The sequence below is a fragment of the Micromonospora sp. NPDC005252 genome, assembly GCF_042872475.1.
Classification (GTDB): Bacteria; Actinomycetota; Actinomycetes; order Mycobacteriales; family Micromonosporaceae; genus Micromonospora.
In genome coordinates this window covers 191,983-215,397 of the sequence record NZ_JBIAKN010000001.1, presented here as the reverse complement: position 1 = coordinate 215,397, position 23,415 = coordinate 191,983, and the positions used below count along the sequence as shown (strand labels likewise).

The window sequence follows — 23,415 nt, the reverse complement described above, 5'->3', positions numbered from 1 at the left end:
TCCGCGCCTGTCCGAGCCCGCCGGTGCCGGGTCGTACGCTGCGTGCTGTGGATGAGACGGCGGGGTCCGGCCGGGCCGGGGAGACGTCCCAGACTCTCGACCGGGGTCTGCGACTGCTGCACCTGGTCGCCGACGCGCCGGCCGGGTTGACCGTCACCGAGGTGGCGACGCGACTCGGCATCGGCCGGGCGGCCGTCTACCGGCTCGTCGGCCCGCTGACCGGGCACGGCATGCTGCGCCGCGACAGCGACGGCCGGCTCCGCCTCGGCGCCGGGGTGCTGCACCTGGCCCGACGCGCCCAGCCGCTGCTCGCCGAGGGGGCGCTGCCCGCGCTACGCCGGCTCGCCGAGCAGGCCGGCGCCACGGCACACCTGACCGTGGTGGAGGGCGGCGAGGGCGTCGCCCTGGCGGTGGTCGAGCCGAGCTGGACGTCGTTCCACGTCGCGTACCGGACCGGGGCGCGACATCCCCTGGACCGGGGCGCCGCGGGTCGGGCGATCCTGGCCGGTCGGGGCGGCGCCGCGGAACCGGTGAGCAGCAGCGGGGAGCTGCAGTCCGGGGCGTACGGGGTGGCCGCGCCGGTGCTCGGCGTACCAGGTCTGGAGGCCAGCGTCGGGGTGGTCGCGCTCGCCCCGCTGGACGTCGACCTGATCGGCCCCCAGGTGCTCGCCGCCGCCACAGCCGTCACCGCCGCCCTCCGCTGACCTCCCCGCCGACCGCCTGGCGGCCTGGGGCTTGATCGACTCGGGTTCATGCAAAGCGCGGCATCCGAGCACCAGCGACAGCCCGATTTCCATGAACGCGAGTCGATCACCGCTGGGTGCCATACCACGATCGGTGCGTGGGCTCACCGTTGTCCACAGGGGCCGACGGAGGCTCGGAGCGGGTTGTCCACAGGGGTTTCGGCGGGTGGTTCGCGGTCCGCACGCTGTTCGACATGCCACCTCGTCCGTACCGACCCGATGCCCTCACCTGGCAGGTCTTCCGTGGCTCCGACGCTGTCCGGGCCGGCCTTCTCAGCGAGCACCAGTTGCGCAGCGCCGCGTGGGTGCGGCTGCGCCACGACATCTACGCCGACGCCCGACTGGACCGGGACCACGCCCTGGCCTGTCGCGCCGCGCTCCTTCGGCTACCGCCCGGGGTGGTCGTCGGGGGCCCGTCGGCCGCCTTCCTGCACGGCATCGAACATGCCGCCGCCTTCACCGACGACGTGCACGTCCTCGTGCCCCGATCGCTACGGGTCGGCGCGCAACGCGGCCTCCGCGTGCACGTCCACCCTGCGCCCCTCGACCCGGATTCGCGCGAGCGGCTGGTGACCTCCCCGGGCACGAGCGGTGCGCCGAAAGCAGGACCCCCAACCGGCACGACCCGCCGATCGGGACCAGAGCAGCCGGCCGCCGCAGGCTCTCCACGAACAGCCCACCCCACCGGCACGCCCCGCCCACCCGGATCGGAACGCCCGCCCGGCCCAGGCCCTGCGCCCCGAACAGGCGCGACCCGCCCCGTGGACGCGCGGCGGCCCCGGGGGCGCGCGGTGGCGGCGGGACCGGGCAGCCCGGTGGGGGTCAGGTGGGGTGACAGCCGAACGGCCGCCGAGCCTCTCCGGTTCCCGCGCGGCTCGATCCCCCGCTCCGACCCCGAACAGGCCGCCTGGGAGACGGCAGTCTGGCTCGACCCGATCCGAGCGGTCAGCATCATCGACGCGTTGCTCGGGCAGGGGCTGGCCGATCGTGCCGCGCTGATCGAGGCGGCTGCTCGTAACGCGAACCGGGCGGGGAATCGCCGAGCAAGCTGGCTCTTCGACCTGGCTGACGGCGGGGCCCAGTCCCCGCCGGAATCGCAGCTGCGGGTGCGGTTGGTGCTGGGCGGGCTGCCACGTCCCGTTGTTCAACATCCGGTACGCCTGCCCAACGGCGTGATCCTTCATCCCGACCTGGCGTGGCCGGAATACCGGGTAGCGGTCGAGTACGACGGGCAGTGGCACGCCGATGCCGATCAGCTGCACCGCGATCGCCGACGACTCAACCTGCTCGTCGGCGCGGGTTGGTTGGTGCTGCACGTGACCAGTCGACGAATGCATGCCGAGTTCCCGACGGTGCTCCACGAGGTGCGCGCCGCGTTGAATGCCCGCGGCTGGCGGCGGTGACCACCCGGGGCGTACGTGATCCACTCGGGTTCCTGGAAGTCGGGCTGTCCCCGGGCCCGCGACACCCCGCCATCAAGGAACCCGAGTGGATCAAGCCCGGGGAGGCCGGCATGGGTGGCCGGGACACAGCGAGGCCCGGTCGACCAGCGTCGACCGGGCCTCGCGGTGGTGTCTTACGGGCGGGCGTTGGGCTTGAGCGGGGTCGTCACCGCCGCGTAGGCGTCGACGATCCCGTACCCGTAGAAGCCGTTGAAGTTGACCCCTCCGGCGCAGTACGCGTCGAAGGACTCGTCACGGCCCTCGTTGCGGTACTGCTGGAGGCGCGGCTCCGGGCAGGCGTGCTCGGCCGCCGTGCGGTAGAGGTGCTGCTCCACCTGGTCCGGGGACAGGCCGAAGCCACCCCGGCCCTGCGGCTTGCCGTACCGGCTGACGATCAGCGCGGCAACGCCGGCGGCGTGCGGGGACGCCATCGAGGTGCCCTGGAGGTAGGTGTAGTAGCCGCACTCACCGTTGGGCTTGCACTGCTTGAAGACGGACTCCTCGAAGCCGGCGACGACGTTGCCGTCGGCGTCGACCGAGCCCTCCTCCTGGAGCACATGCTTCGGGTACGACGACAGGATCTCGTTGGCGTAGGTGCGGAACGTGTCCGTGCCGAAGCCGTCGCGGAACCAGCCGCCCGGCGCGGCGACCGAGATCTGCTCGGTGCCGTAGTTGGAGAAGTCCGACTTCTTGCCGGACGGGCCGACCGACGACACACCGATGACGTGCGGGCCCTCGGTGGGCAGGTCCCAGCAGCTGTTGTTGTCGATCGGGCGCGGGTACGGGTCGGCGCCGTAGTCCGGGCTGGACGTGTCGGTACGCGGCGCGCCCAGGTCCTCGTGGTTGTTGCCGAGCGCGCCGACCAGGGTGACGCCCTTGTTGTGGGCGAAGACCAGCGCCCGCTTCATGGCCTTGATGATGGCCCGCTGCTCGGCCTGCGCCTCGGGCGAGTCGGCCGGGTTGGCGGTGCAGTTGTAGAGCCACGGGTCGACGTAGAACGACATGTTGACCACGTCGATCCCGGAGCGGCCGGCGTAGACCAGCGCGTTGACGACCGGGTCGAGGAAGAAGTAGCCGGAGTCCTGGCCGCCCTTCAGCTCGACCAGCGACACGTTCGGGGCGACACCGGAGAGGCCGAAGCCGTTGGCGGCCGCGCCGATGGTGCCGGCCACGTGGGTGCCGTGCCCGCCGTCGTCGGTGCCTACCGCGTCGAGGCAGCTCGGCACCTCGCACGGGCCGTCCACGTCGGTCCGGTCGGGCGCGAAGTTGCGCGATAACGCCCAGTTGAAGTTGGGCGCGATGTCCGGATTGCTGGCGTCGACGCCGGTGTCCAGCACGCCGACGGTCACCCGGCGGTCGCCGGGCTCGACCTTGCGGGCCTTGTCGGCCCGGATCATCTCCAGGCCCCAGAGCTTGTCGTCGAGCGGGTCCATCTTTGCGCCGCGCCGGGCTGCGGCGCCCGCTGCGACCGACGCCGCCACCAGGTGCTCCTGCTCGACCCGGTCGAGCTTCGGCTTGCGGCCGATGGCCTTCTGCTCGGCGGCACCGATCAGGCTCGGGGCTGCCGTCGCCTTGGCGGCGAAGTCGGCCCGATCACTGGTGACCTGGAACATGCCGACCTCGTCGGACCGGGACACCACCGTGCCGCCGGCTGCCTGGATGGCGGCGACGGCCGTGTCGGCGGCGAAGCCGTCCTCGGCGACGACGGTGAAGGTGCGGGAGGTGCTCGGCGCGGCGCTGGCCGGTACACCCAGGCCCGCTGCCGTAAGTGCCAGTGCTGCCGCGGTCGCGACGGCACCGGCGGTGAAGCGCTTGCTCACCACATCGGATCCTCTCGTTGAGGGACGTGGCAGCCATCACACAACACCCGCCCGGTTTACGCCAGGTGAACGTCCGTTATGGCGGTGAATCTCTCCTTCATCCGCCCAGCTCGATGCCCACGTCCACCCGGTCGGACGACCCCGCCGACAGATCCGACAGGACCACTGGCAGGTCGGCCAGGGTGGACACCTCCGCGTCGGGGGTGAAACCGGCCGGGCGGGGCAGCCCTTGCCGGTTCAGCCACACCGACCGCAGGCCGGCCCGCCGGGGTGCCACCACGTCGTGCTCCCACGAGTCACCGACGTACACGATCTGCTCGGCGGGGACCCCGGCGGTCGCGACCACCGCCGCGTAGAACTCCGGGGCGGGCTTCTTGGGCAGGCCGTTCTCGTGCGCGTACAGCTCGAAGGCGAACTCCCCGGCGAGCCCGCAGCGTTCGGCGCGGCTGTTGCCGTTGGTGGCGAAGCCCAGCGTGTACCGGGTGCGCAGCACGGCCAGGGTCGGCGGGACGTCCGGGAAGGGTCGGGTGAGGGCGAAACGGCGGGCGAAGAAGAGGGCGGCGATCTCGTCGAGGTGGTCGTCGAGCCCGGCGCGGGCCAGCGACCGGGCCAGCGCGGCGCGGCGGATCTCCAGCACCGGGGCGGCGCTCAGCTCGCCGAAGACCGCGCCCCAGTCGGACTCCAGCTCGGCGAGCGTCACGTCGGCGGCGTCCGGCGTACGACGCCGCATCTCGTCGAGGACGGTCACCAGCCCGGCGGTCACCGCCGGCCGCAGGTCCAGCAGAGTCTCGTCGGCGTCGAACACCACGGTGGTCAGCACGGCAACCACTCTCTCACCGCGGGGTGGTCGCCAGCGCAGGCTCGGGGTTGGCCGGCGCGGGCGTACCGCGCAGTTCGTCGAGGCGCACCAGGGCGACCCCGGCGACGATCAGCGCACCGCCGAAGAGCTGCCAGGCGGTCGGCAGTTCGTCGAGGAACAGCCAGGCGATCAGCACCGCGAACAGCACCTCGGTCAGCCCGACGAACGACGACAGCCGGGGGCCGAGGATCCGGGTGCCGGCGATGCCGGCGAGGTACGCGATCACGGCGGCGACCAGCGTGAGCCCGACGATGGGCAGCAGCCAGGTGGTGCGGTGCCCGGCGAACGTGACCTCGCCGAACGTGGCACGCAGCGGCAGCAGACCGGTCAGCCCGACGAGGAGCAGCACGGCGGCGCCGACGGCCATCCCGCCGCTGGCCATGGCGACCGAGGGCAGTCGGGGGTCGACCCGGCCGGCGAGCACGAAGTAGCCGGCCAGGCCGAACGCGGCACCCAGCCCCCACACCACGCCGACCGGGTGGAAGCCGGCGGTGCCGGTGAGGTCCAGGACGAAGGCCAGCCCGCACAGGGCGGCGGCCGAACCGGCCACGGTGAGCCGCCGGGGGCGCTGGCCGTGCCGCAGCCACATCCAGCCGACGACCAGGATGATGCCCAGGTACTCCAGCAGCAGTGCGATGCCGACCGGCAGGTACCGCACGGCGTTGAAGAAGCACACCTGCGCCAGCGCCACCCCGAGCAGCCCGAACATCACGACCGCCCCGCTGTTGCTCCGCAGCACGTGCCACCTGCCACGCAGGGAGAGCAGGGCGGGGATCGCCAGCACCAGGGCGGCCACGCCGACCCGGGCGACGACGGCGGCCTCGGCCGACCAGCCGGCTTCGATGAGCGACCGCGCGAAGGTGCCCGAGGTGGCGAACGTGACCGCGGAGAGCAGCGCCAGCGCGGCGCCGGCGGTGGGTCGTGACTGCATCTCGCGCTCCTCGGGGACGACACGGTGTCATGAGCAAACTATCCTTGTGCTCATGACGCTAGGCGGCCATCGTGACAGGAGTCAAGTTGCTATTCGCTCATGACACCGAATGTTCGTTGATCGCCGCCACCGCGTTGGTCAACACCGCGGGCCGCGACGGCGAGCTGCTGCCCGACGTCGCCGCGCTGGACGCGTTCTTCACCCGGCACGCCTACAGCGGGCGGCACGAGCACACCGACGCCGAGCTGCGCGCCGTGCGGCAGCTACGCCCCCGGCTGCGCCGGATCTGGCACGCCGAACCGCCGGAGGTCGTCGCCATGGTCAACGCCCTGCTGCTGGAGCACCGGGCGTTGCCGCAGCTCATCGAGCACGACGACGAGCCGTACCACCTGCATGCCGTGCCCCGCGACGCGCCGCTGGCCACCCGGATGGCGGTGGAGGCGGCGATGGCGATCGCCGACCTGGTCCGCATGGGCGAGCTGAGCCGGTTGCGGATCTGCGAGTACCCGGACTGCGGCAACGTCGTCGTCGACCTGTCCCGCAACCGGTCACGGCGGTTCTGCGAGGCCGGCTGCGGCAACCGGGCGGCGGTGACCGCCTACCGGGCCCGCAGGGCCGCCGGCCGGCCCTGAGCGACGTCGGCCCGTAGTTCGTACTCCACCTCGCCGTGCTCGGTCCCCGGGATCGGGTCGTCGAACCGAAGGTGGAAGGTGCGCACGTAGCGCAGCCCCGCCTTCACCATCACCCGCCGGGACCGCTCGTTGACCGCCATTGTCTCGGCCCACACCCGACGCACGCCCACGGTGTCGAAGGCGTACCGGACCAGCGCCCGCGACCCCTCGGTGGCCAGGCCGCGACCCCACGTCGAGCGGCGCAGCCGGTAGCCCAGCTCGGCCTCGGTGCCGTCCTTGGACGGGTCGAGGGCGAACCAGCCCAGGAAGTCACCCGTCTCCCGATCGACGGCCGCCCACCGACCGAGGCCGGGATGACTGTCGTACTGGGCGAGCAGCTTCGGCAGATGCTCGTCCCGGACGGTGGCACGCGGGGTTGCGACGCCGCCGGTGAGGAAACGCATCACCTCGGGGTCGCTGTCCAACTCGACAAACGCGTCCACATCGGCCACGCTCAGCCGCCGCAACCGCAGCCGCTCGGTCCCCGGAGGAACCAGGTCATCGCCATCCATGACCGGATCATCGCGCCCGCCCGACGACCCCGTCGACGTCTTTTCCGACCCGCGACCACCGTCGCGGGCAGGGCGGTCGCGTCAGCGCGGGGGCGCGACCACGAAGAGCCGCCAGGAGTACGCGTCGACCACGAGCACGGGCCCGTCCGGGTCCTTGCTGTCTCGCACTCCGACCACGCCCCCAAGGTTCGTAGCCACCTCGACGCAGTTGCCGTCCTGGTTGCTGCGGCTGCTCTTGCGCCACCGAGCGCCCGTCAACTCCACGATTCGGCCACCTCGCTCATCAACTCGATGGAAGCCTGCGGGGGCAGGGCTTCGCCCAAGGTAGCCTCCCAGACCCGCTGCAACCGCGCCAGATCCTGCTCCTGGTCCAGCTCCTGGCCGCGAACCTGGCTGTCCAGGTAGGCCACTTCCGTGCCGTCGGGCAGGGCTGCGAGCGCGAACGGTCCGCCGAGCCCCGGGTACTCCTCGGCGGATCGCGGCACCACGTGCAGCCGGACCCGAGGGTGCCCGGTGGCGATGCTGGCCAGGTGCAGCGCCTGATCGCGCATCACCTTCCGCTCGCCCACCCGTCGCCGCAGCACTGCCTCGTCCAACACGGCCACGATCTGCGGCGCACGTTCGCTGTGCAGCACGTCCTGGCGGTCCATCCGCTCGGTCACTCGCCGTTCGACCTCGTCAGAGGCAAGCAGGCCGCCAGCTTCGAAGACCGCGCGCGCGTATCCCTCGGTCTGGAAGAGCCCGGGTACATACCGGGGCTCGTACCAGCGGACCGTGCGTGCCTGCTCCAGGAGCGCCTGCCAGCCGCGTAGCCACGGCTGGGTCCGGTCCATGCTGACCAGCTCGGTGGACATGCGGCCGAAGAGGCCGCCGGTGTCCAGGGCACGGTCGACGAGTTCCAGGTACTTGGCGGTCGGCGGCTGCTGGCCCAACTCGACGGCGCTGACCATGGACGGCGAGTAGTTGACCGCCTTGGCCAGCTCGTCCTGACTCCAGCCCCGGCGAACGCGCGCCCGGCGCAGCTCGGTGACCAGGAACGCCGCCGCCGTCATCTGCCCATCGCCCATGACCTGCCGCCTCTCCATCCCGTCGACGATCAACTCCAGCCGGCCGCCAGCGGCGTCACCACCGGAAACAGGACGGCTGTGACGACCCGGCCAAACCCTTCCGACCGTAGTCGCCCGATCACCAGACTGTGAAGTGCGGCACCGCTCCCCGTCCCCCGGGCCCGGCGGCGCCGCACGGGACCGCCCGATCCCCCGTGCCGGGCGGTCCCGCCCCACCCAGCAGACCGACCAACCGACCAACCCGACCCGACCACCCCAGCGAGGCCACACCGACCCGACCACACCGATCCGACCACACCGACCAGGCCACCCCGACCCGACCACACCGACCAGGCCCGACCCGACAACACGGACCCGGCCCGACAACACGGACCCGGCCCGACCACACCGACCCGGCCCGACCACACCGACCCGGCCCGACCACACCGACCCGACCCCACAACACCGACCCGACCCCACAACACCGACCCGGCCCACGCCGACCCGACCACGCCGACCCGACCACGACCGGCCGGGCCACACCGATCGCACCCCGATCCGGCGCGATCTTGGCGCAGCGCCGCGCCATCCGGGCGCCGTCTGAGCGAATTCTTCGAGATCTTGGACAGTTTCCGTTAGCGCCTAACGGAAACTGTCCAAGATCTGAAGCGGGTTGAGGTTGTTGAGGTCGGTTGAGACGGATGGCGGTCATCGCGCGATCGGCCACGATCTCGGCGACGTCGCGGCCGAAGCGAGACGGTCCGCGGGGAGGTGACGTCAGAGACGATTCAGCTCGAAGGGACTCCCACACCATGTGCCGGACCGCCCCGGACGACCGCGCGACCACGCCCCGTCGACCGCACCTGCCGCTGCGTCCACTCTGGCTCTGCCGGGTCTGCGCCGCGCCGTGGCCGTGCCCGGTCGCCCGACTCACCCTCCGCCAGGAGTACGCCCACGACCAGATCGCCCTGAGCATCTACCTGTGCACGGTCCTGCACGACGCGGCCACTGACCTGTATCGGCTCAACCCCCAGGGCGGCCCGGACCCGAGGGCCCTCTTCACCCGGTTCCTCGCCTGGGCGGCACCGCGTGGCGACCCGCACTGAGCGACACCGCGTGGCGACCCGCGCAGAGCGACACCGCGGCGACCCCGCTGACCGACACCGCAGCGACCCGCGCAGAGCGGCACCACGTGGCGACCCGCTGAGCAACACCGCAGCGACCCGCGCAGAGCGACCCCGCTGACCGACACCGCAGCGACCCGCGCTGAGCAGGGCACCCGCAGGTCAGGGGTGGGTCATCCGGAGCAGGTCGAGCACCTCGTCGAGCTGGGTCTCGGTGAGCGTGCCCGAGTCGACGTGACCTCGGGAGATCACGACCTCCCGGATGGACGCCTGCTTGGCCAGCGCCTCCTTGGCGATCGAGGCGGCCTCGTCGTACCCGAGGTAGCGGTTCAGCGGGGTGACGATCGACGGCGACCCCTCGGCGTACGCCAGGCAGACCTCGGCGTCCGCGACCAGGCCGGCCACCAGGCGGTCGGCGAACAGCCGACTCGCCGCGGCCAGCAGCCGGATCGACTCCAGCAGGTTGCGGCCCATCACCGGCAGCATGACGTTCAGCTCGAAGTCGCCCTGTGAACCGGCGAAACCGACTGTCGCGTCGTTGCCGATCACCTGGGCGCAGACCTGCCGCATCGCCTCGGCCACCACCGGGTTGACCTTGCCCGGCATGATCGACGAGCCGGGCTGGAGGTCGGGGATGCGCAGCTCCCGCAGGCCGGCCCGGGGGCCGGAACCCATCCAGCGAATGTCGTTCGCGACCTTGTAGAGACCCACGGCGATGGTCCGCAACTGCCCCGAGGTCTCCACCAGCGCGTCGCGGGCGCCCTGCGCCTCGAAGTGGTTGCGCGCCTCGGACAGCGGCAGCCCGGTCGACTCGCGCAGCTTGCCGATCACGGCGGCGGCGAAGCCGAGCGGGGTGTTGATCCCGGTGCCCACGGCCGTGCCGCCCAACGGCAGCTCGGCCAGCCGGGGCAGCGAGCCCTCCAACCGCTCGATGCCGTAGCGGACCTGGGCGGCGTACCCGCCGAACTCCTGCCCGAGGGTGACCGGGGTGGCGTCCATCAGGTGCGTACGCCCCGCCTTCACCACCGTCTCGAACTCGGCCGCCTTGCCCTCCAGCGCCTCGGCGAGGTGGGTCAGCGACGGCAGCAGATCTTCCGCGATGAACTGGGTGGCCGCCAGGTGGATCGAGGACGGGAACACGTCGTTGCTCGACTGGGAGGCGTTGACGTGGTCGTTCGGGTGCACCGGCGAGCCCAGCTCCCGGCTCGCCAGGGTCGCGATCACCTCGTTGGCGTTCATGTTGGACGACGTTCCGGAACCGGTCTGGAACACGTCGACCGGGAACTGGTCGTCGTACCCGCCGTCGGCGACGTGCGCGGCGGCGGCGGCGATCGCGGCGGCCACGTTGGCGTCGATCACGCCCAACTCGCCGTTGACCTCGGCCGCGGCACCCTTGATCTGGGCCAGGGCCTTGATCTGGGCCGGTTCGATGCCCCGCCCGGAGATCGGGAAGTTCTGCACCGCGCGCTGGGTCTGCGCCCGCCACAGCGCCTCGGCCGGCACCTCCACCTCGCCCATCGAGTCGCGTTCGATCCGGTAGCCGGTGCTCTCTGGAGTCGTCACGCGTACCATCCTGCCGCGCCCGTGGCCGACCCGCAGATGATCCGTCAGCCCAGCTCGGCGAGCAGCCGTTCCACCTCGTGCCGGTCCGGCACGTCGATCTGCCGGTACAGGCCCAGCGCACGGGTCAGGTGCAGTCGGGCGGCAGCCGGATCGGTGTTTCGTACGCACCGGGCGATCCCCTGGAGCGCCCTCGCCTGCTCGTAGCGGGCACCCAGCCGGCCGGCGTCGACGAGCACCCTGCGATGCAGGTCGAGCGCGCTGGCGGCATCTCCCTGCTCCAGCATCGCCAGGGCCAGCAGGTTACGTGAGGCGCACTGACCGATCCGGTCGCCGGCCTCCATCATCGCCATCAGTGCGTCCCGGTGCAGGGCCGCGGCACGTTCCGGCCTCCCCGCGTCGCGCTCCATCACACCGATCTCGTTGAGCACCTCGCCCTCACCGAATCGATTGCTCGCCTTGCGTCTCAGGTACAGCGCAAGCCGCAGAATTCGACGAGCCGGGCCCAGATCGCCGAGCCGGTGGCGAATCATGCCGAGGTGCCCGAACGCATGCGCAACCTGTGCCATGTCTCCGGTCTGTCGGGCCAGAATGAGGTGCTGCCGGGCGATGGGCAGCGCCTCGGCGTACCGACCCCACCCGATCAGCGCAAAGCACAGGTTGTTCAGCAGGTTGGTCAGTTCGTTGCCGTCACCCTGGCCGTTGATCATGCCGAGCGCCTCGTCGAACTTCGCCTTGCCCTGCCGGAAGTCACCGTTCGCGGCGTACGAGGCGCCCAGGTTCCACAGGGTGCTGAGCACGTCGCCACGCAGTCCGAGCCGGCGGCGCAACTCGAGCGCCACCTCCATCACCCTGATCGCCTCCGGAAAGCGGGCCAGTCGGAAATACGCAGAGGCGAGGTAGTTCAGCATCGCGGCTACCGCCGCCTCGTCGCCCAGCCGCTCGGCGGCCCGCCGGCCGATCGTGTGGGTCTCGATCAGCTCGTCAAGGTGCCCGCCGTCGAAGTTGAGCCGCCAGCCGGCTCGGGCCAGCTGCCAGCACTGAGCCGGGAAGTCCTCCTCGCCGGCCAGCCGGATCAGGGCGGTGAGCGCGACGAGATTTTCCTCGAACCACGCCCGACCCTGCGCTGCTGGGACGGCCACCAGGTCGGGCCGGCCGGGCGTGTGCACGGGAATGTTGCGCCGACTGCCCGCCGCCTCGATGGTCCGGGCGATCGCCAACGTGACGGCCAAGTGGTAGTCGAGCAGCCGCTCCAGGCCGGCCCGACGCTCGGCCTGCCGCTCGGGGGCGGCAAGCAGCAGGCGGGCGTACTCGCGGAGCAGGTCGTGCAACCGGTACCGGCCCGGCTGCACCTCCTCCACCAGATGGGCGTCGACCAACTCGTCCAGCAGCTCCTGCGTGTCGGTCAAGGGCAGCTCGGCGAGGGCGGCGGCCACCCGACTGTCCAGCCGTCCGCCGGGATAGAGGCCGAGCAGCGGAAACAGCCGCTGCGCCGCAGGGGAGACCTGCTCGTACGACAGCGCGAACGCCTGCCCCACCGAGCGCTGCCCGGCGGTCAGTTCAGCCAGCGCTCCCGCCCCGGCGAGCATCCGTTGGGCGAGGTCGGCGACGCGCCAGCGGGGCCGGTGCGCGAGTCGGGCGCCGGCCAGCCGGATCGCCAGCGGCAGGTGGCCACAGCGCCGCACCACCTCGGCCGCCGCCTCCGGTTCGGCGGCGACCCGCTCCGCGCCGACCACCCGTCCGAGCAGCTCGATGGCCTCGTCCGCGTCGAGCACCGGCAGCGACGACGGGCGGCCCTCGTCGAGCCCGATCAGTCGACGACGGCTGGTGATCAGCACCTGGCAGTGCGAGCCGTTGGGCAGCAGCGGCGCGACCTGGTCGGCAGCGAACGCATTGTCCAGCACCACCAGGGCGCGCAGGTCGGCCAGCTCCGTCCGCCACAGCGCCAGTCGGTCGTCGGTGTCCTCCGGTATCCGCTCGGCTGGCACGCCCAGCTGTCGCAGCAGGGCGGCCACGGCCGTGGCCGGTGTCAGCGGACGACGGGCACTGTGCCCGTGCAAGTCGATGAAGAGCTGGGCGTCCGGGTAGCGGTCAGCCAGGGCTGTGGCGACGTGCACGGCGAGAGTCGTCTTGCCGCTGCCGGCCATGCCATCGATCACCTGGATCCGGGTGCCGTCCTCCTCGATCTCCTTGACCAGGCGGGCCACCGTCTCCTGCCGGCCGGTGAAGTCACCGATCGCCCGGGGCAGCGACCGGACCGGCGCGATCGGTCGGGTTTCCCGACCGGCCAGGGCGAGGTCGCCGGCGAGCACGCGCTGATGCAGCGCCTGCAACTCGGCGCCCGGCTCGATGCCGAGTTCCTCCGCGTAGGAGCGCCGGCCCTCCCGGTAGACCGCGAGCGCGTCCGCCTGTCGGCCGACCGAGGACAGCGCCACCATCAGTTGGCCCCGCAGACGCTCCCGCAGCGGGTGCTGGTCGACGCTCTCGGCAAGCTCGTCGATCAGCTCCGCGGCGTGCCCGAGGCGTAGCTCGACGTCGACGCACTCCTCCAGGGCGGTGAGGCGCTGCTCATCGAGCGCCTGCGCGCGGCGACGAACACTGCGGCTGGGGATACCGCCGAGCGCCGGCCCGCGCCAGAGGGCCAGGGCTGAGCGGTACCGCTCACCCGCGTTGGCCAGCCGACCGGCCGCGGCGGCCGCCCGGGCCTCCTCGACGCTGCGGGCGAAGACCTCGGCATCCAGGTCGCTCGGGGCGGTGCGAACGCCGTACCCGACCGGATCGGTGATGATGGTTTCCGGGGCGAGCCCCAGCTCGGTGAACCGGCGACGCAACCGGGAGACGCAGGTCTGCAACTGGGCCCGGGCGGTCGCGGGCGGGCGCTCCTCCCACACCGCGTCGACCAGCTCCTCGATCGGCACCAGCCGGCCGGCACGGAGCAGCAGCATGGCGAGCACGACCCGGTCCCGGCCAGCGGTGACGGTGGACTCGCCACCGCCGACGCGCAGAGGCCCCAGGATCCCGAACCGCATCTGCTCCCCCGCGTCGATGGCGCAACTTCCAGCAGCGTAGCCCGACGATCACAGATCGCCGCAGTCTGGTGATAGTGATCTGAGAGCGGATCGAGTGCGGTGCGCCGCAGACTCGATCCGGGTTGTCGGTGACGACATCCGACGGGGGCGGTGCGCCCTCCCACCCCAGGGGCGGGGCGCACCGATGTCGGCAGAGCACGGACGACCGAAGGGGTGCCGGGCGAGTTCGCCCGGCACCCCTTCGCGTACGCGTCAGTCAGCGGCGGCCGACGGTGAGCACCGGCTTGGTGACCTCGGCGAAGAAGTCGTTGCCCTTGTCGTCGACCACGATGAAGGCCGGGAAGTCCTCCACCTCGATCTTCCAGACCGCCTCCATGCCCAGCTCCGGATATTCGAGCACCTCGACGTGCTTGATGCAGTCCTGGGCGAGGCGGGCCGCGGGGCCGCCGATCGAGCCGAGGTAGAAGCCGCCGTGCTGCTGGCAGGAGCGGGTCACCTGACCGGACCGGTTGCCCTTGGCCAGCATCACCTGCGAGCCACCGGCGGCCTGGAACTTCTCCACGTACGCGTCCATCCGCCCGGCCGTGGTCGGGCCGAACGAGCCGGACGCGTACCCCTCGGGGGTCTTCGCCGGACCGGCGTAGTAGACCGCGTGGTCGCGCAGGTACTGCGGCATCGGCTCACCGGCGTCCAACCGCTCGGCGATCTTGGCGTGGGCGATGTCGCGGGCCACCACCAGCGGGCCGGACAGCGACAGTCGGGTCTTCACGGGGTACTTGGACAGCTCGGCGCGGATCTCGTCCATCGGCCGGTTCAGATCGACCCGGACGACCATCTCGGAGTCGAGCGAGTCGTCGGTGACGTCGGGCAGGAACCGTGCCGGGTCGGTCTCCAGTCGCTCCAGCCAGACGCCCGACGGGGTGATCTTGGCGACGGCCTGCCGGTCGGCCGAGCAGGAGACGGCGATCGCCACCGGGCACGAGGCACCGTGCCGGGGCAGCCGGACCACCCGCACGTCGTGGCAGAAGTACCGGCCGCCGAACTGCGCGCCGATGCCGAAGTTACGGGTCAGCTCCAGCACCTCCGCCTCCAGCTCCAGGTCCCGGAAGCCGTGGGCGCTCATCGAACCCTGCGTCGGGAGAGCGTCCAGGTACTTCGCGGAGGCGTACTTCGCGGTCTTCAGCGCGTACTCGGCGGAGGTGCCGCCGATGACGATGGCCAGGTGGTACGGCGGGCAGGCGGCCGTGCCGATCAGCCGCAGCTTCTCCTCCAGGAACTGCATCATCCGCGTCGGGTTGAGTAGCGCCTTGGTCTCCTGGTAGAGGTACGACTTGTTGGCCGAGCCGCCACCCTTGGCCATGAACAGGAACTTGTACGCGTCGGGGTGCCCGTCCGGGTCCTCGGCGTACAGGTCGACCTGGGCCGGCAGGTTGCTGCCGGTGTTCCGCTCGTCCCACATGGTCAGCGGGGCGAGCTGGGAGTAGCGCAGGTTGAGCTTCGTGTACGCCTGGTAGACGCCCCGGGAGATGGCCTCGGCGTCGGCGCCGTCGGTCAGCACGTGCCGGCCACGCTTGCCCATCACGATCGCGGTGCCGGTGTCCTGGCACATCGGCAGCACCCCGCCGGCGGCGATGTTGGCGTTGCGCAGCAGGTCCAGCGCGACGAACCGGTCGTTCGGCGACGCGGCCGGGTCGTCGATGATCGCCCGGAGCTGGGCCAGGTGCGCCGGGCGCAGGAAGTGCGCGATGTCGTGCATCGCCTCGGCGGTCAGCGCGGTGAGCGCGGCCGGCTCCACGGTGAGGAAACGACGGCCCCCCGGGCCGTGTACGACGTCCACGCCCTCGTCGGTGACCAGGCGATAGTCCGTCTGGTCGGGACCGGTCGGCAGCAGAGGGGCGTACGAGAATGCGGCGGCACTGCTCATGAGCGGCAAGCCTAGGGCAGACCGGTCGATCATTCCCACCCGCCGGGCTGGGTCTGGGACGCCGCTCTCATCCCCCGAGGTCCGCCGCGCTCCGCGCACCGACGTCCCGCCCGCTCAGCCGTCCTTGCCGCCGTCGGGATCGGGACACAGCTCACCCTTGGGCCCGCAGTCACCGTCGCCGTCGTTGCCCCGCCCGGGGCCGGTGCCGCCGGGGCCGGGGTTGCCACCGTCGCCGGGAGGCGGGACGGGGGCACCTCCGGTGGCGCCGAAGCGGACGTACCCGATCTCCCGCCCCTCACCGATGATCATTCCCTGCGAACCGACGGCGAGGGCGTTCGCTGAGGTCCGCAGGACGGCCAGTTCCCGGCCGCTGCGCGGGTCGAGGGCGACCAACCTCGACGGCTTCTCGTCGGCGAGCACCGCCGCGTACGGGGTGAGCGCGGCGCCGGCCTTCGCACTGGCCGGACGGGTCCACCGCACCCGGTCGGCGCCGAGTTCACGGGACACCACCGAGCGCTTGTCCGCGGAGCGGAACACCGCGTAGCGGTCGTCGACCGCGACGAGCTTGGTGCTCGCCTCGCCGACCCAGAGCAGCCGCCCGTCGTACCCGTCGATGACCGCCTCGCGGCCGTCCGAACCCACGCCGATCAGGACGTTGCGCGCTCCCTGCGGGTCCTCGCGCTGGACGCAGCCGGCGGTGTCGGCGGTGCGCAGGTTGACCCCGGCCCGCTGCCACGCCTCCTGCCCCGTCGCCGGATCCCGCGCCGAGATGGCGAAGTAGCAGGTGCCGTCCTGGGAGCGGGCGGCGATCCGCAGCATCCGGCCGCCCACCACGGAGAGCCGCTCGTCCCGGCCCGGCTCGACGTTCTGCAGCACCCGGCCGGTGGCGGTGTCCACGACGTGCACCCGGCCGTCGACCGGGAAGCCGAGCAGCGGAGGCACCGGCTCCGGCCCGGCCACCCCGTCGTCGACGCGGGTGGCGGTGAGCCGGCGGGTGCCGCGCAGGCCGGGGTTGTCGGCGAGCAGGCCGCTGTGCACGCCGGGCAGGAAGGCCGTCCACAGTGGGGCGGTGCCCCGGGGGTCCCACGCGCTCAGGGTGCAGTCGGTGGCATCCGTGCAGCGGGCGTCCAGCAGCAGGTTGCGGTACGTCCACACGGCCACGGCGTCGTCGTCGCGTCGCCGGGTCGCCCCGGTGGTCGGGTCGAGCAGCTCGTACCCCTTGACCAGGAGCTTGCCCACGGCGACGACCGAGTCGCGGTCGCCGCCCGCGACCGCCGACCAGTCCGCCTTGCGTTCCCAGAGCTGGGCGCCGGTGGCCAGGCTGCGGGCCTCCACCCGGGTGCGCTGCTCGACCACGACGGCGTCGCCGGCGATGGTCACGCTGCGCGGGGTGCCGCCGACCCGCTGCTGCCAGACCACGTCCGGCTCGGAGATGGGTTCGCTGCGGTCCACCCACTCCCACAGGCCGGGGAACGGGTTCCACACGCCGGTGGCGGCGAGGGCGACGACCACGGCGAGGCCGAGCAGCAGCCCACCGCGCACGCTCCCCTTCGCCACCCGCACACCGTAGCCACGATCACGGATCTTCCGTACGCCCCGCGCCGCCGTGTCGCCGCGCTTTCTGGGCCCGGAGGTGTTACGTGGGTGTTCGTCCCTCGGCCCGGACGGCGCTGCGGACCAGGGGCAGCGTGCGGTAGGGAATCTGCTCCGCCAGCGCGATGATCGTCGACGCGCGGGTGATGCCGGCGGACGAGACGATCTGGTCGATGACCCGTTGCAGGTCGGTGTTGGAGCGGGCCACGATCCGGCAGAGCAGGTCGCTGGAGCCGGTGATGGTGTGCGCCTCCAGCACCTCGGGGATCGCCGCGAGGTGAGCGGTGACCGGGTCGTGGCCCTGCCGTTGACTGATCTCCAGCGTGACGAAGCTGGTCACCCCGAACCCGATCGCGGCCGGCGAGATCTCCGGGCCGAAGCCACCGATGACACCCCGGTCGACCAGCTTGTCCAGCCGGGCCTGCACGGTGCCCCGGGCCACGCCGAGCCGCCGGGAGCACTCCAGCACCCCGATCCGCGGCTCCTCGGCGAGCAGTTCGACCAATCGCACGTCGAGCGCGTCGAGCTGCACAGCTTGCTCACCCTTCACGGGTCAAGACCATACCGAATGCACAACCTGACCAGCATTTACGCCGACAGTTGCCCACTCGACGCCCGCACCGCGATCCTTCGGTCAAGAACCGGCCCACGAGGCCGGCCGGTACGCGAGGGAGGCCACCATGACCCAGGCGATCGACCGACCCCAGTCGACCGAGGACGTCGACGTCGACCGGCTCGTCGGCGCTGTCGACCACGACATCAGCCACGACCCGTTCCCCGTCCGTGGGCTCGACCACGTGCACTTCCTGGTCGGCAACGCCAAGCAGGCCGCCCACTACTACTCCACCGCCTTCGGCATGACCTGCGTGGCGTACCGGGGCCCGGAGCAGGGCTACCGCGACCACGCCCAGTACGTGCTGACCAGCGGCTCGGCCCGGTTCGTGCTGACCGGCGCGGTCCGCCCGGACGCCGACGGCGCCGAGCACGTGGCGAAGCACAGCGACGGGATCAGCGACATCGCGCTGGAGGTGCCGGACGTCGACGCCGCGTACGCGCACGCCGTCGCCCAGGGCGCCACCGGCGTCGTCGAGCCCCACGAGGTGAGCGACGAGAACGGCACCGTCCGGATGGCCGCCATCGCGGCGTACGGCGACACCCGGCACACCCTGGTCGACCGCTCCCGCTACCGCGGCCCGTTTCTGCCCGGCTTCGTGGCCCGCGGCCCGATCGTGGACCGGCAGCCGATGATCGACGCCGGCCTCCAGCCGAAGCGGTTCTTCCAGGCCGTCGACCACGTGGTCGGCAACGTGGAGCTGGGCCGGATGGACGAGTGGGTCGAGTTCTACAAGCGGGTGATGGGCTTCTCCAACATGGCGGAGTTCATCGGCGACGACATCGCCACCGACTACTCGGCGCTGATGAGCAAGGTCGTGGCGAACGGCACCCGCAAGGTGAAGTTCCCGCTCAACGAGCCGGCCATCGCCCGCAAGAAGTCGCAGATCGACGAGTACCTGGAGTTCTACCAGGGCCCCGGCGCCCAGCACATCGCCGTCGCCACCAACGACATCGTGGCCAGCGTCGACGCGATGCGCGCCGCCGGCATGGAGTTCCTGGACACCCCGGACTCGTACTACGAGGACCCGGAGCTGCGCGCCCGGATCGGCAACGTGCGGGTGCCGATCGAGGAGCTCAAGGCCCGCAAGATCCTCGTCGACCGGGACGAGGACGGCTACCTGCTCCAGATCTTCACCAAGCCGGTGCAGGACCGCCCGACCGTCTTCTTCGAGCTGATCGAGCGGCACGGCTCGCTGGGCTTCGGCAAGGGCAATTTCAAGGCCCTCTTCCAGGCGATCGAGCGGGAGCAGGAAGCCCGCGGCAACCTGTAACACTGTCGAGCGTGACGCAGCCTCCGCCGTACCCGACGCCGCCGGTCGGTGGGCCTCCGCCCGCCGCCGGCGGCGTCGCGCCGCCGCCCGGACAGATCCCCCAGGGGTACGCCGTGCCACCGCACCACGCCCCACCCGGGTACACGGTTCCACCGCAGTACGCGCCGCTCGGCTACGGCCCACCGCCGTGGTATCCCGGCCCTCCCCGGCCGATGGCCCCGCCGCCGACGCTGAGCCCGGGTGGGCAGCCGCTCGCCAGTTTCAGCGACCGGCTGCTGGCCGGCCTGATCGACTGCGCGGTCTTCATGGTGGTCGGCCTGGTGTTCACCGTGCCCGCGATGATCTATTTCTTCGTCGTCATCGCGCCGGACCTCTTCCAGGTCGCGTCGGACGGCACCATGGCGGAGCCGGATTTCTACCACGACCTCGTGCTGCCCCTGCTGTGGCTGGACCTCGCGATCATCGCCGCTTCGCTCGTGCTCTCGTACGTGTACTACGTCGAGATGATGTTCCGGACCGGCCAGACCCTCGGCAAGAAGACCATGAAGTTGCGGGTCGTGCCGCTCGATCCGACCCGTACCCTCGACCGCTGGACCGCCGCCAAGCGGTACCTGGTGCAGCAACTCGCCGGCCTGGTGCCCGGGGGCAGTTACCTCGACGGGTTCTGGCAGCTCTGGGACAAGCCCTGGCAGCAGTGCCTCCACGACAAGGCAGCCGAAACGATCGTCGTTAAGGTGGCCTCGTGAGCGAGCAAACCAGCAGGCCCAGCAGCGTGGCGCCGCACGCCGACGCGCAGCGAAGCGGAGCGTCGGCGTGAGCGTGCAACCCGGCTGGTATGTCGACCCCGCCGACACCGAGACCCGGCGGTACTGGGACGGCGAGGGTTGGCTCGGCGCGCCCATTCCCGTCGACGCCACCCCGCCGGACGGACCGCCGCCGGCCGAGCCGCCGCCCGCACCGGTCACCCCGACCGCACCTGCCGCTGCCCACCCGGTGAGCACCGCGCCGGGCTGGCCCCCGCACTCCGGGCCGGCCCCGCAACCCGGGCACGGTCCGCAGGCCGCCCCGGGGTGGGGCCCGCAGGCCGGCCCGCCCGGCTGGGCGCCACCGGGCACGCCGCCCGGCTGGACGCCGCAGGCCGGTCCTCCCGGCTGGACGCCGCAGGGCGTGCCGCCCGGGTGGGCCCCGCCCGGCGGTCCCCCCGGCTGGCTCGGCCGACCGCCCGAGCCTCGGCCGCACGGGCTCAGGTTGGCCGGTTACGGCCGCCGGCTCGTCGCCCGGCTGATCGACTTCGGTCTCGTGTTCGCACTGAATGTGCTGGTCAACGGCTGGTTCGTCTGGCGGTGGCTGGACGAGCTGATGCCATACTGGCGGGAGGCGTTCCGGCGCGGCATGGAGGGGAACACCTCCACCGAGGGGATGCCACCCATCAGCGAGCAGACCGGGCTCCTCCAGGTGGTGATCGTGGTGATCGCCACCGCGCTGTGGCTGGCGTACGAGGTGCCCGCCATGGCGGCCAACGGGCAGACCATCGGCAAACGGGTGATGCGGATCAAGGCGGTCCCGATCGCCGCCGACCAGCCGTTGGGCTTCGGCCGGGCGCTGACCCGGTGGACGACACTGGGCCTGCCCACCCTGCTCTGGTACTGCGCCGGGCTCGGCCTGCTGCTGCAACTGGTCGACTCCCTGTCCCCGCTCTTCGACCACCCGCTGCGCCGGGCGCTGCACGACAAGCGCGCGCAGACGGTGGTCGTCGAGGTCCCCGCCACCGCCACTTCCCCCGCCCCAGACGACCACCCCCAGCCCTCGGGAGACACCCCATGACCGACTCCGGACGTCACGAGCCCGCGCTGCGACTGACCCGCGCCGACCTGGACGCGCTGCCGAACTACGTGCCGGGGCGCAGCCCCGCCGACCTGGCCCGCGAGCTGGGTCTGCCGGAGGCCATCAAGCTGGCCAGCAACGAGGTGCCGTACGGGCCGCTGCCGGGTGTGGTCGAGGCGGTCACCGAGGCGGTCATGGCCTCGCACCGCTACCCGGACATGGGCGTGGTCGCGCTGCGCGACGCGTTGGCCCAGCGGTACGGCGTGGACGCGGACCGGATCGCCACCGGCTGCGGGTCGGTGGCGCTCGCCGAGCACCTCGTCCGGGCCACCTGCCTGCCGGGTGACGAGGTGCTCTACTCGTGGCGGTCGTTCGAGGCGTACCCGATCATCGCGGCGACCAGCGGCGCGACCAGCGTGCGGGTGCCCAACGACGCCGGGCACGGGCACGACCTGGCGGCCATGGCGGCGGCGGTGACCGACCGGACCCGGATGATCCTGGTCTGCAACCCGAACAACCCCACCGGCACTGCGGTACGCCGGGCCGAGCTGGACCGGTTCCTCGACGCGGTGCCGGACGACGTGCTGGTGGTCATCGACGAGGCGTACCGGGAGTTCGTCACCGACGCCGAGGTGCCGGACGGTCTCGACTACCTGGACCGGCCGAACGTCGCGGTGCTGCGCACCCTGTCCAAGGCGTGGGGTCTGGCCGGGCTGCGGATCGGCTGGCTGGTCGCCCAGCCGGTGGTGGCGGCGGCCATCCGCAAGGTGGTCACGCCGTTCTCCACGAGCACGGCCGCCCAGGCGGGCGCGCTCGCGGCGCTGACCCAGGCCGGCGAGATGGAGCGACGCTGCGCGCTGGTCGTCGCCGAGCGGGACCGGGTCACCGAGGCGCTGCGCAAGTTCGTGCCCGACGTGCCGACCAGCCAGGCCAACTTCGTCTGGCTGCCGCTGGGCGACCGGGCCGTGGCCTTCGGCAAGGCGTGCGAGGCGCGCGGGGTGATCGTCCGACCGTTCGCCGGGGACGGCGTCCGGGTCACCATCGGCACTCCGGCCGAGAACGACGCGTTCCTGGCCGCCGCGGAGGCGGCGCTTACCTGAGCGGACGGAGTATGACCAACCAGTGACACAAGGTTGGTCAGTCGGTGCCCCGATCAGGTGGCGGCCAGGATCACCGCTTCGGAGGTCAGGTAGTAGCGCTGGTCGTCGCCGTTCGGGTCGACCGGCTCGCGCAGCCGTTCCACCGCGACGTAGCCGTCCTCGGCCCAGACCGCCCCGGGCGCCCAGCCCGTGCCGTCCGAGCCCACGTTGAGCGTGTAGCGGGAGAGCAGCACACCGGTCACCGGGTCGAGTGTCACCAGCTCGTTGGCCTCGGTCAGCAGATGCGCCCGGCCGGGCTGCACCGCGAGCACCCGCGCCGGTCCCAGGCCGGCGAAACGCCACAGCTCGGCGCCCGTTCGCGCCGACCGGCCCACCGCCACCCCGTCGACGACGGCGACGGCCTGGTCACCGGCCAGTGTGGCCCCGGCCGGGTCCAGCGCGGGCGCGGCCAGCGGCCCGCCGTCGCCCAGCAGCCAGCCGCGGCCACCGGCGTCCCCGGGGCCGGCCGTCCGCAGGCCCAGGCAGCCCGACCGGCCGGTACGACAACCGAGCGGGGTGACCACCAGCCGATCCGGGCCGCCCGGCGGTCGCCAACGCTCACCCACCACGCCCGTCGCGGCATCCCGGAACTCGATCGTGGCCGGCCCGGCGCAGGTGTCCAGGCCGATCAACTGCCCGGTCGTCGTGGTGCCGAGGTCGCTGCGGCAGGCGCCGGGCAGATCGGCTCGCCACAGTTCCCGGCCGCCGGCCACCTCCACCCCGCGGGCCTGCGTGTCCCCGGTGACCGTCAGCACCGTCCGGCCGTCCGCGAGGTCGGTGAGGAGGAGCCCGCGCGCGTCCCAGACCGTGGCGGCCCCGGTCCGCCGGATCACCGCCGCGCTCGCGGCGGGCACCGGGCCGTCGGCCCGCCACCGCACCCGCCCGGTGGACGCGTCGAGCGCGACGAGCCGGCCGTCGGACCAGCGACTGATCACGGTGCTGCCGCTCGCCACCACCCCGGTCAGCTCCGCCGGCCAGCGCCGGTACGACCAGTAGGGCGTGGTCCGGTGCCGCCCGTCGACCGGTCGGTCGGCGTAGACCTGGCGGTGGGCGGCGTACACCCGCAGTCTTCCGTCCACGATCAACGGGGCGACCGGCAGCCGACCGACCACGCCGGCGGCCGGTCGGGGCGCGGCCGGATATGCGCCGCGCGCCGGTGTGCTCACCTCGGCCGGCGCGAGCACCCGGTGGACGACGACCGCGACGGCTGCCACGGCGAGCAGCACCACCGCCACCGCCAGCACGAGCCGTCGCCGGCCCCTCGGGAACCCCATGCCGCACCTCCGCCCGGCACCCTACCCAGCGCAACCGA

20 protein-coding genes are annotated in these 23,415 nt (G+C 72.4%); 8 read left to right on the top strand and 12 right to left on the bottom strand.

Annotated features, from left to right (window positions below):
• The first annotated feature begins 38 nt into the window (after positions 1-38).
• Positions 39-704, top strand: a complete 666-nt coding sequence (locus tag ACFYPH_RS00980; RefSeq protein WP_387179294.1) for an IclR family transcriptional regulator — start codon at positions 39-41, stop codon at positions 702-704.
• 233 nt (positions 705-937) lie between these two features.
• Positions 938-2,146 (top strand): DUF559 domain-containing protein, encoded by a 1,209-nt coding sequence (locus ACFYPH_RS00975; RefSeq protein ID WP_354857396.1) that lies wholly within the window; start codon positions 938-940, stop codon positions 2,144-2,146.
• A gap of 173 nt (positions 2,147-2,319) precedes the next feature.
• On the opposite strand, the gene ACFYPH_RS00970 is transcribed toward ACFYPH_RS00975, so the two are convergent.
• From ACFYPH_RS00970 to ACFYPH_RS00960, 3 genes are all read right to left on the bottom strand, one after another.
• A complete protein-coding gene (locus ACFYPH_RS00970; protein WP_355065019.1) occupies positions 2,320-4,005 on the bottom strand; it encodes a S8 family serine peptidase in 1,686 nt (561 codons plus the stop codon).
• A gap of 97 nt (positions 4,006-4,102) precedes the next feature.
• Positions 4,103-4,825 (bottom strand): HAD family hydrolase, encoded by a 723-nt coding sequence (locus ACFYPH_RS00965; protein ID WP_387177988.1) that lies wholly within the window; start codon positions 4,823-4,825, stop codon positions 4,103-4,105.
• Positions 4,826-4,838: 13 nt separating this feature from the next.
• Entirely contained in the window at positions 4,839-5,795 is a 957-nt protein-coding gene (locus ACFYPH_RS00960) for a DMT family transporter (protein ID WP_355065015.1), read from the bottom strand.
• An 86-nt stretch (positions 5,796-5,881) separates the two neighbouring features.
• Between ACFYPH_RS00960 and ACFYPH_RS00955 the strand changes: the two genes are divergently transcribed.
• Positions 5,882-6,427: a CGNR zinc finger domain-containing protein gene (locus ACFYPH_RS00955; RefSeq protein ID WP_354857403.1), complete on the top strand. Its 546-nt coding sequence runs from the start codon at positions 5,882-5,884 to the stop codon at positions 6,425-6,427.
• Here the strand turns inward: ACFYPH_RS00955 and ACFYPH_RS00950 are convergent.
• The 3 genes from ACFYPH_RS00950 to ACFYPH_RS00940 form a co-directional block, all read right to left on the bottom strand.
• Entirely contained in the window at positions 6,394-6,978 is a 585-nt protein-coding gene (locus tag ACFYPH_RS00950; RefSeq protein ID WP_387177983.1) for a GNAT family N-acetyltransferase, read from the bottom strand. The two genes, ACFYPH_RS00955 and ACFYPH_RS00950, sit on opposite strands and share 34 nt — an antisense overlap.
• An 81-nt stretch (positions 6,979-7,059) precedes the next feature.
• Entirely contained in the window at positions 7,060-7,242 is a 183-nt protein-coding gene (locus ACFYPH_RS00945) for a DUF397 domain-containing protein (protein WP_355135717.1), read from the bottom strand.
• Entirely contained in the window at positions 7,233-8,045 is an 813-nt protein-coding gene (locus ACFYPH_RS00940) for a Scr1 family TA system antitoxin-like transcriptional regulator (RefSeq protein ID WP_387179291.1), read from the bottom strand. The genes ACFYPH_RS00945 and ACFYPH_RS00940 overlap by 10 nt, the downstream gene beginning before the upstream one ends.
• A gap of 791 nt (positions 8,046-8,836) precedes the next feature.
• Between ACFYPH_RS00940 and ACFYPH_RS00935 the strand changes: the two genes are divergently transcribed.
• Positions 8,837-9,130: a hypothetical protein gene (locus tag ACFYPH_RS00935; RefSeq protein WP_354857409.1), complete on the top strand. Its 294-nt coding sequence runs from the start codon at positions 8,837-8,839 to the stop codon at positions 9,128-9,130.
• Between the two features lie 180 nt (positions 9,131-9,310).
• On the opposite strand, the gene ACFYPH_RS00930 is transcribed toward ACFYPH_RS00935, so the two are convergent.
• The 5 genes from ACFYPH_RS00930 to ACFYPH_RS00910 all read right to left on the bottom strand — a co-directional run bounded on the left by ACFYPH_RS00930 (position 9,311) and on the right by ACFYPH_RS00910 (position 17,804).
• Positions 9,311-10,720: a class II fumarate hydratase gene (locus tag ACFYPH_RS00930; RefSeq protein ID WP_387177979.1), complete on the bottom strand. Its 1,410-nt coding sequence runs from the start codon at positions 10,718-10,720 to the stop codon at positions 9,311-9,313.
• A 35-nt stretch (positions 10,721-10,755) separates the two neighbouring features.
• Positions 10,756-13,737, bottom strand: a complete 2,982-nt coding sequence (locus ACFYPH_RS00925; protein WP_387177976.1) for a BTAD domain-containing putative transcriptional regulator — start codon at positions 13,735-13,737, stop codon at positions 10,756-10,758.
• Positions 13,738-13,993: 256 nt separating this feature from the next.
• Positions 13,994-15,661 (bottom strand): fumarate hydratase, encoded by a 1,668-nt coding sequence (locus ACFYPH_RS00920; RefSeq protein ID WP_355065003.1) that lies wholly within the window; start codon positions 15,659-15,661, stop codon positions 13,994-13,996.
• A 114-nt stretch (positions 15,662-15,775) separates the two neighbouring features.
• Positions 15,776-17,218 carry a PQQ-binding-like beta-propeller repeat protein gene (locus ACFYPH_RS00915; protein ID WP_387177973.1) on the bottom strand — a complete coding sequence of 481 codons (1,443 nt, stop codon included), beginning with the start codon at positions 17,216-17,218 and terminating at the stop codon, positions 15,776-15,778.
• Between the two features lie 79 nt (positions 17,219-17,297).
• Positions 17,298-17,804 carry an Lrp/AsnC family transcriptional regulator gene (locus tag ACFYPH_RS00910; protein ID WP_355065001.1) on the bottom strand — a complete coding sequence of 169 codons (507 nt, stop codon included), beginning with the start codon at positions 17,802-17,804 and terminating at the stop codon, positions 17,298-17,300.
• A gap of 130 nt (positions 17,805-17,934) precedes the next feature.
• On the opposite strand from ACFYPH_RS00910, the gene hppD reads away from it, so the two are divergent.
• The 4 genes from hppD to hisC all read left to right on the top strand — a co-directional run bounded on the left by hppD (position 17,935) and on the right by hisC (position 22,064).
• A complete protein-coding gene (gene hppD / locus ACFYPH_RS00905; protein ID WP_354857418.1) occupies positions 17,935-19,140 on the top strand; it encodes a 4-hydroxyphenylpyruvate dioxygenase in 1,206 nt (401 codons plus the stop codon).
• 11 nt (positions 19,141-19,151) lie between these two features.
• Positions 19,152-19,886, top strand: coding sequence for an RDD family protein (locus tag ACFYPH_RS00900; protein WP_355065000.1), 735 nt, complete (start codon positions 19,152-19,154; stop codon positions 19,884-19,886).
• Between the two features lie 67 nt (positions 19,887-19,953).
• A complete protein-coding gene (locus ACFYPH_RS00895) occupies positions 19,954-20,964 on the top strand; it encodes an RDD family protein (protein WP_387177969.1) in 1,011 nt (336 codons plus the stop codon).
• Complete coding sequence (gene hisC, locus ACFYPH_RS00890) at positions 20,961-22,064, top strand: histidinol-phosphate transaminase (protein WP_354857425.1); 1,104 nt, start codon at positions 20,961-20,963, stop codon at positions 22,062-22,064. Before ACFYPH_RS00895 ends, hisC begins: the two co-directional genes overlap by 4 nt.
• 53 nt (positions 22,065-22,117) lie before the next feature.
• On the opposite strand, the gene ACFYPH_RS00885 is transcribed toward hisC, so the two are convergent.
• The gene (locus ACFYPH_RS00885) at positions 22,118-23,377 is read right to left on the bottom strand and encodes a PQQ-binding-like beta-propeller repeat protein (RefSeq protein WP_355064997.1); all 1,260 of its coding nucleotides are present in this window, start codon (positions 23,375-23,377) and stop codon (positions 22,118-22,120) included.
• Positions 23,378-23,415: the final 38 nt, after the last annotated feature.